The sequence below is a fragment of the Sulfurimicrobium lacus genome (genome assembly GCF_011764585.1).
GTDB classification, from domain to species: Bacteria; Pseudomonadota; Gammaproteobacteria; order Burkholderiales; family Sulfuricellaceae; genus Sulfurimicrobium; species Sulfurimicrobium lacus.
In genome coordinates this window covers 1988128-2002743 of record NZ_AP022853.1, presented here as the reverse complement: position 1 = coordinate 2002743, position 14616 = coordinate 1988128, and the positions used below count along the sequence as shown (strand labels likewise).

Genomic DNA, 14616 nt, shown 5'->3' with positions numbered 1-14616 from the left:
GCTCGGCCAACCTGTCAGAGCAGAGGCGATGAACCTCCAGAAATGGAGTCGATGCGTGGCAATTTAATAATACGAGGCTGTCTGGGCGCGCCGATCTGGGTATGCAAACATACGACGATCCGGGTAATCACTTCGACGGCGTTCAATTCCAGGGGACAAATGAGTTGCTTCTATTCTTCGGGCACCACCTTGCAAACGCCGATCGGATGATTTCCGCGTGTCAGTAACGAGGTGATTGTCGACGCGAACAAAACGCGCTGACGGATTCAGTGCCTGGCGAATAAACAAGACCACATCCGCCTCGCGATAGCACGGCTCCCCCATCGAAATTACATAGGGGAGAATGGCGTCATGCTGGCGATCATTTATAAGCCAATCCAGCGCAGATTTGTTTTTAATATGGGGTTGAAGCAAGAGTGCCGTTTCATAGTCAGTCAAGAGAATTTGACCGTTGGATGTAGTGTCCATGATGACCATTTGCCTCCCGTTGGTAATATCATCCGCCTCTTTCGCAAAGGCAATATTCGTACCATGGAAGCGACAAATGTATCTAATTAGATACTTATAGAGAATAAGGTTCAGCCCGAGAACCTGAGCTGTAAAATGTTCCGACACAACGAAGCTGATACGCCGGTCAAATGGCATCACAAATCAGGACATAAATTTTATTGTAAGTCTTTGATTTTGGTGCCCGGAACCGGAATCGAACCGGTATGAGGGGATAAGCCTCGACGGATTTTAAGTCCGTTGCGTCTACCAATTTCGCCACCCGGGCTGGGAATTTGGAGGCGGGGACCGGAATCGAACCGGTCTAAACGGCTTTGCAGGGTGTTAAATAACTTGCAAAATTAAACGCTTACGATTCCGCCCACTTTCGCACCCACTTTTTGCAACTTGCGAAATATTACGTGCGGCGGATTATAGCAGGACTACTCACCCTTGGCTGACGTTTCAAAATCAATCAGCCCGTTCAACCTCACGGCTCGTTTCATTTCGCATCGATTTTGCGGATATTGGCAGCCCAGAAGCGTGCCACGTTGAGTCCTACGGCGTCCGCGCTGCCTTCGTCAACGAGTCCTTGAATTGTCGTATCGAACTCTCGTATCGTGCGCTCAAGCTCGTCCCGGTCGAAGCAGGCGAGGTCAACACGTCTGGAACCGGAGGGGGCGGCGGGCACGAAACGGCTACCGGAACGGGCGTCGCGCAGGCGCTTAATGTCAGCATTAAGGCTGGCAATAGTTGTTTTATAGTCATGGTCGGAATTCTCCTTTTTTCGTTTGTCTTCTGTGGCAGCTGCGGTCGCCAGTTTCTGCGCGGCCTCGCCTTCGGCTTTGGTTGTGGCAACAAAACCGACGTACTCGGCTTGTACGGCGGAAAGGCGTAGCCCTTGGACCCACCAGGCACCAGCGCCACCCGAAGAAAGCCCTAGCAGGAACGCGCCCAGCGCCATCCATAGCAACACGGCTGGATTCGCCGTAATCAATCCGATAAGACGGCTCATGACATTGCTCCAACGTACTTATCCCGACGAACCAAAAAGACATTGCGCGGATGCTCGCGATTAATGTCACAAGCAGAGCGACCGCCGTAGATCGGTTGCCTGGACTTTAGGCAGTGCAATTCCACATTGCCGAACCATTTCCCCGGATCGCAGCCTTTGGTGAGTTTGCAGGCCCTGCGCTCCTTCTGTACACCGGCAACGCCGCCGTTGTATCCCGCATCACCGAATTCCAGCCATTCAGGCGCACCGCGAAAAGCCATGGCGGCATCGCGGGACATGAGCACCACGGCACGCAATTGCAGATCCGGGCGACGATAGACATTATCCCAGGACCATCCGGACAACTCCGTGCCGTATCTGCTGCTCAGTTCCGCCAGAGCATCAAATCGAATGGATCTGTCGGCGCGATAGCCCCGGGTGATCTGGCCCATTCCGGCGCCCTCTTCTCGCGCCGACTTGAGGCGGGCGGAAGGATTCCAGCAGCGAGGCGACTTGAGGCTGACGCAAGACTCCTGCTCGATCAACGCGGCCAAAGCGGCCGGATCCGGGTGTCCTGGCCAGTAACGCCGCTGCTCTGCCTTCAGAACAGGGCCATACGTGGCGAATCCGGCCGGCAAGGTGCCTGCATGGGCGCGCGGCGCGAATACCATCAGCAACCCGACGAACACAATGGCCAGGGCAATAAGCGCCAGTCCGGCGCCGGAGGGGCTCTCCGCTGCCTTGGCGAACAGGCTGCGCTGATCGGCCTCCGGATAGTCCGTAAGCGCTTTGCGGCCCCAGTGGGCGGCTGCGACGGCCCAAACCCCCTGCACGATGGCCAGCCCGCCGAGCAGCGTCGACAGGCCATGCGCGTCAGGATCTGTATAGAAGGACGCAAGGGCGGCAAGGATGGCCCAGCCGAAAAGAAAAAGCGAACGATGACGAGGCGTTTTCATGCCGGATTCTCCAATGGTTTAGCGGTTGCCTTTTGCGTGACGTTGGCGGCCATGTACGCCCCGACCGTGGCGATCACCACGGCTGAATAGACGCCATCAGCGATATGGCCAGTAGCGCACAGGATGGAGGCGCTGAGCATGGATAACAGCGCCAGGATAAATTTTCTGGATTTCACTGGCGCGGACCTCTCTGTTGTTCAAGCTGGATGACTCGCTGATTGAGCAACAGCACGCCATCCTCGACGGATCGGATATGCGTGAACGTCCACCCCATCATTGCCATCACGCCGAGCTGAATGGCCCCGCCAAAAATCATTGCCGTCCACCATGCGCCGCGGGCCTTGTTGATCCATTCTTCAGCCTTGCTGTCGACATCGCGCGTGCTCTTTTGTGCGGCCTTTTCGACGTTCTCGATGTCACGATGGTTAGTGTCTATCTTTGCCCACTGGGTTTGGATTTCTTTGGCCTGCTGCTGGTAGTGAATCGAAAGCTCGGCGATGGTTCTATCGAGCGCGATTACCTCCTTCACAGAGGATTTTATTTCATCGACGGAATTCCCCATGGCCGTCATCTGTTGGCGCAATTCGGCTAGTTGAACCAACATTTCCTGCTCCTCTTGATCTGCCATTTTTCTTCTTTCCGAGTTATATCCAGATACTCTTCTCGCAGTGCCACGGTTTAAGCTAAAACATTTCTGGAAGCAACTGCAGCATCGCTTTCGAAACGCGCTCACCAATGGTCACTACTGATCCGGTTACCAGCCAGTCCGGACTCGCAACGTTTGCCAGATCGAACGTTTTCACATACAGACAATTTGCAGGGAGCCGCATGAATTGCTGCGAGAATCGCAGCTGTGGCCAACCAGGTGCGAAAGCGTCATATGGCCCCAGCCCTACGAACACGACCGGGAGGTCTGGCATGTTCAAATCCGTTCGCACGTTGGCGACCAGCGCATGGAATTTATCTACCCATGCAGTTGACGATGCTTCCGTGAATGTGTCGCTCTCGCCCTGCTGCCAAACCATCCCGGCGATAAAACTGCCATATGGGGCGGCCGAAAGCGCTAACTTGGTTCTGGCGATCATGCCGTTGTACAGTTCTCCGCCCTTTGCCCATAGATCGATGCTGGTCGATCCCTTCGAGGAGTTGACGATTAGTGCATCGAAATTTTTGAAATTGGCAACGACGCTGTTTGCGAAAGGCAGCATGGTGCCGCACCCGACTGCGGAGTTGTCGAATTGCGGCCAAAGCGAGCCGGTTGGGTCCATGATCGGGTCGGAGGCCGGTTTAACCGTTCCATCCAGGGCGAACATCATGATGCGAGCGCGATTTACATAAATCGCTTGGTCCGGAACCGGCGCCGCGCCAACCATGTTGCTCTGTCCGGCGCCGATAAAGATCGCGGCTGGCTTCACGTGCTGCTGGACAGCGCTGGTCAATTCGTACATTTCCAGTTCGGCACCGCAGATCCCTGTCGCCGCAGCGGTCGTCACATATGCCCATATGTGGGTGTATGCATTCACCGTATCCATCGAATTGATCGTCAGCGGAGAACCGTATGCCAGCGGCGATGGCTCACTGAACGAAGCCTGACCTATCAGCAACCCGTCAGTCCCGTTTGCTGGCGCGCCTTTTTTACCATAGATGTACACCGTTCCTGCAGATCCATCGTCCAGAATTCCACGGTCATTCCAGCCGTAATAAAGCGCTCGGCTGAAAATTTTCCCGGCTGTAAACTCTGTCCCGATATAGCCATTTGTGCCGGCCTTGTAAGCGCCGAAATTCGGATTATTGGCAACCAGGTTTCCATCGAACATCGAGGCCACGCCGGCAAACGGAAATGGCGCGTCCATATCCCCGAAATGCACGCCAATGTTTCTGTCGATTATTTGCTCCATTTTACCAACCCGCCATCGTGTTTGATTTGATGTCATGACAAACACCAGCAAGATAGATCATACGGTTACCCCTTTTCTTACACCGAACTGCAGGACTACCGCGTTACTCAGCGATCCTGCAGAAATGTTGCGTAAAGTGATCTGGCAGTTTCCTGCCCTAGCATCAGAAGACCACACCTCATAACTTCCAGCGGTAGCGACAGAGTCAGAAACGACAACATCGACCATGTCTGATGGAGAGATTAAAGAATTGTTAAGCTGGAACGTAACCGCAACGCCGGATGCCAACGCAGCGTTATTCATTACGATCTGGCCACCGGGTTTATTCAGCGTGACCGCTGTTGACTTGCTGGTGGTCTGAGTTACCATTCCGCCAGATCCAGTTCCATAACCGATAAGAGCCGATGGTGAGGTTGACTGAATACCGCCATTCGCCGTGAGCGTAGTGAATGCGCCAGCCAGCGGAGTGCCGCCGCCTATCGCCATGTTGTTGATTGTTCCGGGAGAGGACGGCGTGAGCGAAGTTATGTCGGTGTTTGAGCCCTTGGCTGCATATAACGTGTCAAGGTAGGTCTTGAGGGTTGCCTTGACATTCGCCCACGTAACCTTACTCAGGCCGAGCGATACGCTATCCCAGAAGCCCATCTCATCAGCATCCACTAGCGCAGCAGACGGGGCTGCATGGATGGGGGCAGCCACCGGTGTCGCAATAGCAGCAGCAGCTGACGCGGCGGCTGACGCGGCGCTATTAGCGGCTGCGGTGGCGCTGCTGCTCGCATTGCCCGAATATGTCAGGGCGTTCGCTACAGCGGTAAGCAGCGTGGCGATGAGCTGGTCCGGACTTGTCGCACTGGAAATCCCTACCTTGACGGCGCGGCCGACCTGTTCTGCCACCTGTTGCACAAGGATGGTCAGGCGGTCCAGGGCGTCGTTGATGACCTTCGGATAGAACCCGCCCTGGTTGGTCAAGGTGACAGGCTGCAGGTTTTGCACCTGGCTGGTTAGCGTGATGAGGTAGCCGGTGGCGTAGGTCGCAACGGTCGTTACCGTACCGCCAGGGTTGGCGTCCTGGTCTGCATTGATAGCCACGCTGTAATTCATGGCTATCGTGAGATCGCTTTCTATACCGGCCGCTTCGGTCAGAACGACGCGCACGTCGCCTGCGGCAAAAACCTTGAAGGAGAATGGAAACGCTACCGTCGCGCCATTGCAGGAATAGGGCCCGGCTTTGCGCGTTGCGCTTGAAATGGACATTGCTGACGCTCCTGGGAGATATCGCCGTAAGGCTATCCCCCATGATTACCGCTACGTGCACCCTATCGCTTCTCCTGAAAACCGAAAACGACAGCGGCCGGGTTGTTGGTCTTCCCCCCGGACAGGGCTTCGATGCCGGTGGTCGTGCGGTTGATCTGCGCGCTGGGCAGGCCGAACAAGCCCCCTATCGTGTTGACGGCGGCCTTGCGGAAGGCATCGTCGAACTCTCCCTGGTTCGTTTGGATCGCAAGTGAATAAGCATCAGATACCACACGCGCACCAGCTGGGCCGGAATAGGCCCTCCCGAAGTCCTCGACTCCCGCTACGGATTTAGCCGCCCCCGAGAATTCGCGCGCCACCACCATGAGGCCCATCAAGTAATCGATTTGGTTGGCGATCAGTTTCTTGGCGAGCTTTTCTGGATCATCGTCACCCGAGTCGCCGGGGGTCAGTGCCGCCTTGAGGAAGTACCCAAGGATGGCCGGCAGCACATAGAGCATGGCGTAGTCAACCGCCAGCTTCGCGCGCTTGGCTGGGGTGCCCGCGCCCATAGTCTTGTCCACGCCGATGTTCAGGGCCGTGTTCATGAACGAGTAGAACACCGTGAACAGCTTTTGCGAAGGTCCGCCGCGCTCGATGGCTGATAGGTCTTTGGTTTGCCCGCCGCCCTGGGCGTCTATAACGGCCTGGTCAGCCAAGGACACGGCGCGGGTTTCCCCGTTGCCCTCGGCTATTGCCTTCTCGTAGGCTCCCCACCAGGTCGGCACGTCGACCATTTGCTGACAGCGCATCATGAGGAAATAGGCATAGCGCCCGGTCAGTTCCTTGAATGCGGTTTGATCCTGTACCTGGTTGCGCAACTCGTTGAGTTCGCGGAAGCGGGTACGCGCCCGGTTCGCCATGAGGTCGGACATTTCGTTGACCGTGCGGGTGAGGTCAATCGGGTGCGCCACGTACTTGAGCACACCGCGCCCAACCCATTCGGCGCCCACGCGCGTGACGGACTGCGTAATGCCCAGCGGCTGGATAAGCGCGCTCATGACGTTGAAGCCCAACCCGGCAACACTTACCCCCTGGCGCAAGCGCGAGAGGGCCAGATCCACGGCGGCATCCGCGCCCTTTTCGCCCTCGGCGATATCTTGTGCCCAGGTCTTGAACTGCTGCTTAGCTTCAGGGCCGTAGTGCTTACGGATGGCCGCGTCGATGGTGTGCGAGCGTAGCAGGCGGTTGGTGTCGATCAACCACTCGTGCCAGGCCAGGTCGTGAATCACGTCATTGACACCAGAGTACAAGCCCGACAAGGTGTAGAGCAACGGTCGCCCTTGCACTTCATCGACGCGGGCCTTGGTAAAGCTACGGCGCGTGGTGGCCGTGGTGTATGCCCCCTGCAACTGACGCTTGGCGCTTTCCGCGTCGGCGTGCTCCTCGGCACGCTGGCTGGCAGCCGGGTCATACTTGATGGGGTAATAGCCGCCGCGCAGCGTGACGGTGGCGCCGTCCGCCGTAGTCACGGCAAAGGGCTGCGGCTCTACCCATTCGGGCTCCTTGCCGTAGATGCGGCGCTCCTTAGCGGCGATCTGCGGCCGGTATGTCTCAAAGTGATCCCACACGGCTTGCACCGCTTGCCATTCCTGCGCAGTCATGGATTGCAGCACGGGGGTGAGCTGGGCCATGGTCCATCCTTCGCCACCAAGCAGGCGCTGCATGTTGCCCTCGTTGCCCATATTAAGCGCGATGGCGATCCGCGCCTCGCGGTTCAGACTGCGGTTGACGCTAGGGAAAAACTGCCCTTTGCCGCCCATCTTGCCTAGTTTGAACACCGGGGCGATGATCTCCGACAGCCGGGCGGTGGCTTCGGCGCGCATCGTGGTTTCCCGGTCGCCCGCCACGTTGGCGTTGCGCACGAAATACTCCCACACGGGGCCGCCGTCCTTGCCGCCATCCATGACGCGCGCCCACGTGGCTACCTTGATATGCGCCGCCCAAAAGCGTTTAAGTCCCTGCACTGCCCGGCCCATGTTCGTGGTCGGCGTGCGGGTGTCCGCCTCGCGGTCCCGCGCATGCGCGTGGATGCTCGCGGCGATTCCATCGCGCACCACCTCATAGGCGCGCTGGTCGGCAGCCGTCAGCAGCTTGTGCTTCAAGCGGCCCAGGTGCTCGATCTGGCGCACAGTATCGATGACCCCCCGGAATTCCTCTACCGTCAGATTCTTGTAAGACGTGCGGAATGCCTCGTTTTCCAATTCGCGGGGAATGTCGGGCTCAAGACCAGCCTCGCGCTGCGCCCTGATCCATTCGGCCAGTGCGGTGCGCTTGTCGACGGCCTTGTTGCTTTGCCCCTTGCGCAGGTCGAACCGTTCCAGCATGTTGCCGATCTGTTCGGCATAGTCTGCGTCCAGGTTCTTGATGTCGCCCTCAAACTTCTTGAGGTAGCGCAAGCCCTTGTCTACTTCATCTTGGGCGTCGTATGCGGCGCGCGTGGCGTAGCCCTGAATCAACTGGTTGCGCTTCTCGGCCGCCGCCGTGACTAGGTCGCCCGCCTTGCTGGCTTTCTCGGCGGTCTTGGCTGCGCGCACTTCCGCGTTAGCGTACTGGCCCGGCTTGATATTGCGCACCTTGAGGCGGGCAATCATCGCCGCCGCGTATTCCTTGGCTGCGCTGGCGAGCACCCTACGCTGGCCGGTTGCCTTCGCCAGGGCGTTGGCTTCAGTCGCCACGAAGCGGGCACGGGCGTCGTTGTGGATGGCCTTGTCGGCGGCCCTCTCAATGGCCTCGTGGCTTGACAGGTCGCCGAACTGTTCCAGCATGCGCACGTCGGTGAGCGCGTCGATTTCTGCCTTGGGGGTTTCCACATGGGCCAGCTTGCGCACCAGTTCGTCGCCGGACGTGAAGCCGAACATTTCGGCCACGGTGTCGGGATGCAAGCCCCCTTCTGTTCTGAGCATACTGAAGTCGCGCAGGCGCTTGCTAACTGCTTCCGGCAAATCGAGTTCCCGCACGGCCGCCGCGTCCAGCCTCCCAACTGGCTCGCCGCCTTCAACTTCTTTGCCGGTGAGGAATTGCCAGGCGCGATAAATCGGCTGGCTCATGACCTCGCGCCGGATGTCAATGTGCACTTCGTCGCGCTTGGCCTTGGCTTCCTTTTGCAGTTGCTTGACGACGCGGCCGCGCGCGTTGTGCAGCCACGCCATGTCGCGCAGGCCGCGCGCTTGCAGGTCTTGAATAGCGTCGTTGGTCGCATCCACGCCAAGGGCTTGATAAGCGGCGAATTCGTCGGGCGTCATGCCGGCTTGTTCAGGTGAGGTGAACAGTGGCATCATGCTGCGCCCTTGTTCGGCCAGGGTAATCTGTTCGCCCGTGGCAAGCATGCGGTCGAACACCCCGCGCACTTCGGGGGTCAGTTCGACGTTGAGGGCTTTCAGTTCCTTATACAGACTGAGCATCCAGGCGCGGAAGCGCTGGAATAGCCCTTGCAGTTCGATACTGGGGGCTTTGCCCTCGAATAGGTACGCCTCGAAGCCGCGCGCGAATTGCTCGTGGTAGGCGCGTTTTTCCTCGAAGTTGAGGGCGTGCCATGTGGTTAGGTCGCGCACGCCGAACCAATGCAACAGTGCGTCGGTGTCGGCGATGATCTGGCGCTCCCCTGGTTCCAGGGTATCTAGGCCGAAACTCTCAGCATCCTGCTGCAGCTTGGCGGCGAGATCGGCATGCACTTCCATGAAGAAGTGGCCGGATTCATGTAAGAACGTGGAGAGGTCCGCGCCCTTGAGCAGGGTAATCGACAGGCTCGCCGGGTTGAAGGCGCCGCGGGGGGTTTTTTTGTCCTGGAAAAACACCGCCGTGCCGTTCTCGTTCAGCATCCCAGGAAGGCCGCCTAGCGCTCCCGTGGCACGCGACCAGTGTAACCCGACGTAACCTTCCATGCGCCACGCGCGAACGCGGGCGTGCACATCGGCCAGCAGGGGCGTGATCTGTGAAATAGGGAGGGGCTTGCCCGGATTGTTCGGGTCTTTCAGCGTGGACCAGCCGGGCTGGGGTTCACCCTTGGCATCGCGGCCGAGATCTGCCCATCCGCGTTTCTGGAATTCCGCGAAGGTTTCGCCGGAGGGGGACGGCCCGTTGACGGTAAGTTCGCCGCCCCTGGATACCGCGAAGGTGAGCGCTGGTTCTTGCGTCAGGCCTGCTTCGACTTGCTCCTTGCCGAAAACACGTACCGTCAGCAGGCCGTTGGGGTTGAAACTGTCGGGGGGTAGTTCCTCCCCCTCTATTTGGTATGCGGAGAACGGCCCCAGCGCGCCAGCATGGCTTCGTGCTGTTTCTGCCTTTCCTCCGAGCTCATTGGCGGCGCGGTCTGACGCTTGGCGTATTCTGCTAAGTACTCCGGATTTTCGCCGATACAGCGTGGCGTTCTCTGGGAAAGCGGATAGGAAAAGATGTTGCGCATCGTCGATCTCCTGCTCCGATGCTTTCGGAGCCTCGATGCTTATTTCATCAGCATTATCAAAAGCCGTCAATAGCGCATCGGGAGTATCCGGCGTATCCGCCTGGTCGAACTGCAGGCCGTCGACTCGCTCGGCGCCGATACGCAGCGGGTAGCGCTGGAACAGCCCCTCGGGTGTCATGCCTAGCTTGGCCGCCGTGACGGCGTAGAAATTGCCCACCATGGCCGAATAGGCGTCATTCACCTGCGGGGTGAAGCGCGCCGCCGTGTCAAGTTGCGTCTTGATCTCGGCGCGCACCACATCGGCAGATGCTTTGAAGGTGTCGTTGCCATTTTTATCGGTCAGGGTGCGCTCAACTTCGGCCTGCATTTCCTCGGCGTGGTTCTGCATGTACTCCTGCGCTTCGGCCCGGCTGAAGCCCTCCGGGTCGGTCTTGATGTGATCGATCAGGCTTTGCGCGTACTCGGTCGGCGCGATGCGCGCGGTGTATTCCTCGATCGGGATAGATATCTGCCCGCCCGTTTGCAAGGCATCGGACAACTGCGCAGCGACAGCCGGTGATGCTGCCGCCACCTGTTCGGCCACGCCCGACTGCATGAGGGTATTCGCATCGATGAATACCTGCTGCACTGGGCCGCCCTCAGCGGCGTGCGCGACGAATTGCTCGAAGGTCGGCGCGTCGCGCTGCAGCAGCTTATCGTATGCGGCCAGCTGGTTGAGCGAGCCCAGCAGTTCGGCGTTTTGACTGGCTTGCTGCGCCTTGCCCTGGTTTTGTTGCATGCGGTTAGCGACGGCGTGCACGCCCTTACCCATGCCCGCCGTGAGCACCGAAGTAGTGATGGTGGCGATTACGGTTTGCGCTTCGGCGGCCGGTAGCGCTTCAAGATAAGTGCTGAAAGGTTTGTCCGGGTTTAGGTTGGCCCACTCGTTGAAATTCTGCCAGGCGGTCGCCGTCATTTCCGTTGGGACTTCGGTCGCGATCTGGTGGCCCAGCACCCTGAACAGCGGTGCTCCGGCCTTCAAGTCCTTGAGCAGGAGCCCCATGGGGATCATTTCGGTTGCGACTTCTGCGGCGGCATCTTCTGCGCCGTAGGCCAGTGCCCGCAGCGGACTCTTGCCCGCGTCCAGCGCCTTGGTGGCAGACTGGCTGCCCTGCATGGCGCCTGCACTGCCCAGCGCAAAGGCCGGGTTTCCGGTCATAACGGTGCCGGCTATGCCGGGGGCCATTTGTCCGAATGAACGAAAACCGGAGTTAATGCCCTGCTCAATGAAGCCCGCTCCGGTTTGGTCGCCCGCTACGGTGTCGGCCAGCGCCGCCTGGCCCTTGCGCCAATCTTCGAAGCCCGAGGCCACGCGGCGCAGCGGGTTTTCCGGTAGAAGGGTACCGGCCAGTGGGTCTCCAAGCGGGGCGATGAACTTCAACCCGGTTTCGAGCAAGCCATAGGCGCCTGACGACAGGTCGAAGGTTGCACCGGCTAGAGCGCTGCGCGCACTGCGCGTTATCGGGCGCAGGGTTTCCTCGATCCTTACCAGGTTATCCACGTTGTCGTGGGCGATCTTGGCTTTCTCAATATCGCCCAGCAGCGACGCCGTGGCGGGGGATGTTTTCGCCATGGCGTCGAAGTCGATAGAGCCCGCCGCGTCCTGCCGCTTCATTTCCTTGGGCATGTTGATCACGGTATCTACCGGCACGCCCGTGCGCCGCGCGACGCGCTGCGCCTCGGCGAAGGCGTCCGGGTTGGTGTCAGAAGCGGCGGAAAACCCGACGCGGGCGGCTTGCCCCTGGTCAGGTTGCATGGCGGCTGCTACGGCAGCATCGAATTCATTACTCATTTACGGGCGACCTTCATGTTCCAGTATGCGTTGAGGACTTGGGCGTCGGTCGGGTTGTCGACGCCCTGGCGCTTGTAGGCGGCCTTGATGTTGTCCTTGGTGGCGCTGTCGATGTCGCCCGCATTCATGCCCAGCATCGGGCCGGAAGAATTGGAGAACCAGCCACGGAAGGTGGCGTTCTTCGCAAACAAGGCGTCGAGGTGCTGGCCTACTTCGACGTCGGTGAATTTCTTGCCGGCCTCTCGCTGCGCCGTCATGAAGTACTGGTCGACGAAGCGCCGAATCCCTCCGACGCGGGCCGCATCACTGCCGCCGTCGTCTTTGGGGGTGGGGTCGATTTTCAGCATGCGCAGGCGCTCGTCGAGCGATTGCTTGATGGCTTGGGTGTTGAGGTCGCCCGGACCGTTACTCCCTGGCGCTGCTCCAGTGAGCTTGGCGCGCTGGTCGGAAAAGTGTTTGAAATCGGACTCGGACAACTCCCGGCGCAACGCGAAAAACTCGTTATCGCTCATCTTCGCCAGCGTGTCGGGGTTGCTGGTCAGCTTGTTGTATAGCCACGGGCTGGTGGAATCATCGCCCTTGCTGACCTTCTGCGCGAAGCCCAGGAGGTTGTCCACTTCCTTGGGCGGTACGGCGGCGCGAATCGCCACCGGCAAGTCAGACCAGCGCCCGCCGTTCTGGATAACGCCGCGCATGGCGTTGGCGACTGCATCATCCTCGCGCTGCTTGATAGCCTTGGTTTGTTCCTCGAACTGACGGTGGGCTTCCTCGCGCGCCACGTTGTAGCGGGCTGGGCTGGCAGCCAGGCGCGGGTCAGCGCGCAGCTGGTCGTCAATCTCCTGAAACGTCGGCCTGGCCGGTTGCCCTTGTCCAGCGTCGTATTCATTCATGTTCTTGGCGACGTAGTCCTTAGTTTCCTGCGGCATGAAGTCCAGCCAGGTGCGCACCGGCACGGTTGGGTCGTTCTTGTTGAGCTTTACCGACTGGTCGGCCTTCTTGACGGCTTCCTGCAAACGACCGGGGCCGGCGTTGTATGCGGCGTATGCCTTGGGTAGATCTCCGCCGTTGACCCGTAGTTGATTCTGGAAATAGGCCATGCCGATGGCCTTGTTATATGCCGGGTCGTTCTTGTATCGGTTTTCGTCCCATGGTAGGCCTGCGAGCTTGGCGGCCTCGGGCGCGGTGTCTGGCATAACCTGGGCGATGCCGATAGCGCCCTTCGGACTGGTCAGCGGCCGGCCGTCCGCGCTGAACTGGTGGCCGCCAGACTCGGTGCCCAGCGCGATGTTGAACGCGCGCTCGCCCTCGCTCACCTGAATGCGGGGTTGCATCCGGCCCATTACGTCGCCGGCCGCCGACACGCCCACCCGGTTGTCCATTTCCTTGGTGATATGGCCACGCACGGCGAGGATGTCGTCGGCGTCCATTTGCCCGGAATACTTCTTGAGGTAGCCATCGGCGTATGCTGGGTTGTTCTGTTCCAGGGCCGACATGAGCGCAACCTTGTGCGCGTTGCTGGTCAGCTTGCGCGCCTGCGCATCCTGCCATTCGGCTGACTTACCAAGTAGCTGGGCTTGCCGGTGTGTTTCCGCGCGGATGCGCTCGACGGCGGAATCCACCGCGTCGGGGTTGTTCCAGTTCAGGCCGATGTCGCGCAGGGCTGTGCTTTGGACGCCATCAGAAACGGACAAGGCGTAGGTCTTGAACTCGCCCGCCTCGTGCTGGATAGCTTGCCCGCGAAACGAGGTCAGGATGTCGTTCGAGTGCATTGCGAAAGCTTGGCGCTGGTTTTCATTGCCCAAAGCGCCGGCGATCTGTGAAATTTGGTCTTTGAGGTTATCACCGTACTCGTCGGCCAGCGGTTTGCCGTCCGGGCGTTCCAGGGCGTTGATGCCTTTCAGGTTGGTGAAGCCCTTATCTTTGTCGTAGGCCAGCCTGAGTGCGGCTTCCTTGGCCTGGTTAAGCGCGTCGTCGATCCGCAATTGGTTGGCCTGCTGCGCCATGTCGTTGGCGATCCTGCCGACATCGCCACCGAACTGCTGCATGGCCTGTCCCGTCTGCTGACTTTGGCGCCCGGCGATGTCGGGCATAACGGGGGCGCCGAAAGGCTGCGCCGGTAAGCTGGTAGGGGAAACCTGTGGGGAGTCGTAACGTGGGACGGTGGGCATTACCAGCTCCTTGACTCAACCGGCGCGGGTGCCTGAATGCTGTCGCGGTTGCGCGAATAGTTGTACCAGCTGCCTGCCACGCCACTAGCGCTGCCGAGCAGCGAAGTGGCTGCCGAGGCGAACGGGCTGATGGAATCGGCACCGGCACGCTTCACGAGAGCGTCGTTCTGGTAATTTACCCCCTGCGTCCTATAACCCCACGCGCTGCGCACTGCGTTGGCCTCGATGGTGTTTTTATCAACTTCTTTCATGATGTCGGTTGAGGCCTGGACCTCGGCGGCGTTGCCCTCGCCCAGGTCTATTCCATTGGCGGCCATGGCGGCTCGCTGGCTGCTTTTGATTTGTCCGGCCTTCATGGTCAGGGTGCCGGTCTGTTGCTGGCCTTTGTAGAGTTCCTGCTGCGCGCCGAGTTCGGCAATGCGGGTGTTAATATCCGCCATGCCTGCCTGAAACTGCATGCTGGATACCTGGCTCTTGGCGCCGTAGTAACTACCTACGGCGGAAGTGGCCGCGCCGCCGATCTGCGTTACAAGGGAAGCCTGAGCAAGTTGTGTCGAATTAAACCCCATGCTTTTACTCCGGATA

General features: G+C 59.4%; 10 protein-coding genes and 1 tRNA gene. All 11 read right to left on the bottom strand.

Annotated elements, in window-relative coordinates:
* Positions 1 to 63: 63 nt before the first annotated feature.
* The 11 genes from SKTS_RS09920 to SKTS_RS09870 all read right to left on the bottom strand — a co-directional run bounded on the left by SKTS_RS09920 (position 64) and on the right by SKTS_RS09870 (position 14600).
* Positions 64 to 645 carry a hypothetical protein gene (locus SKTS_RS09920; RefSeq protein WP_173064025.1) on the bottom strand — a complete coding sequence of 194 codons (582 nt, stop codon included), beginning with the start codon at positions 643 to 645 and terminating at the stop codon, positions 64 to 66.
* 40 nt (positions 646 to 685) lie between these two features.
* Positions 686 to 775, bottom strand: a tRNA-Leu gene (locus SKTS_RS09915).
* Positions 776 to 988: 213 nt separating this feature from the next.
* A complete protein-coding gene (locus SKTS_RS09910; protein ID WP_173064022.1) occupies positions 989 to 1501 on the bottom strand; it encodes a hypothetical protein in 513 nt (170 codons plus the stop codon).
* On the bottom strand, positions 1498 to 2436 hold the full coding sequence (locus SKTS_RS09905; RefSeq protein ID WP_173064018.1) for a lysozyme family protein: 939 nt from the start codon (positions 2434 to 2436) through the stop codon (positions 1498 to 1500). Before SKTS_RS09905 ends, SKTS_RS09910 begins: the two co-directional genes overlap by 4 nt.
* On the bottom strand, positions 2433 to 2612 hold the full coding sequence (locus SKTS_RS09900; protein WP_173064015.1) for a hypothetical protein: 180 nt from the start codon (positions 2610 to 2612) through the stop codon (positions 2433 to 2435). Before SKTS_RS09900 ends, SKTS_RS09905 begins: the two co-directional genes overlap by 4 nt.
* Positions 2609 to 3064 (bottom strand): hypothetical protein, encoded by a 456-nt coding sequence (locus SKTS_RS09895; RefSeq protein WP_173064012.1) that lies wholly within the window; start codon positions 3062 to 3064, stop codon positions 2609 to 2611. The genes SKTS_RS09900 and SKTS_RS09895 overlap by 4 nt, the downstream gene beginning before the upstream one ends.
* A 55-nt stretch (positions 3065 to 3119) precedes the next feature.
* Positions 3120 to 4370, bottom strand: coding sequence for a sialate O-acetylesterase (locus SKTS_RS09890; protein ID WP_173064009.1), 1251 nt, complete (start codon positions 4368 to 4370; stop codon positions 3120 to 3122).
* A gap of 21 nt (positions 4371 to 4391) precedes the next feature.
* Positions 4392 to 5588, bottom strand: a complete 1197-nt coding sequence (locus SKTS_RS18810) for a hypothetical protein (RefSeq protein WP_198420342.1) — start codon at positions 5586 to 5588, stop codon at positions 4392 to 4394.
* A 62-nt stretch (positions 5589 to 5650) separates the two neighbouring features.
* Positions 5651 to 11863, bottom strand: a complete 6213-nt coding sequence (locus SKTS_RS09880) for a hypothetical protein (RefSeq protein WP_173064006.1) — start codon at positions 11861 to 11863, stop codon at positions 5651 to 5653.
* A complete protein-coding gene (locus SKTS_RS09875) occupies positions 11860 to 14031 on the bottom strand; it encodes a transglycosylase SLT domain-containing protein (protein ID WP_173064003.1) in 2172 nt (723 codons plus the stop codon). Before SKTS_RS09875 ends, SKTS_RS09880 begins: the two co-directional genes overlap by 4 nt.
* On the bottom strand, positions 14031 to 14600 hold the full coding sequence (locus tag SKTS_RS09870; RefSeq protein ID WP_173064000.1) for a hypothetical protein: 570 nt from the start codon (positions 14598 to 14600) through the stop codon (positions 14031 to 14033). Before SKTS_RS09870 ends, SKTS_RS09875 begins: the two co-directional genes overlap by 1 nt.
* Positions 14601 to 14616 lie beyond the last annotated feature (16 nt).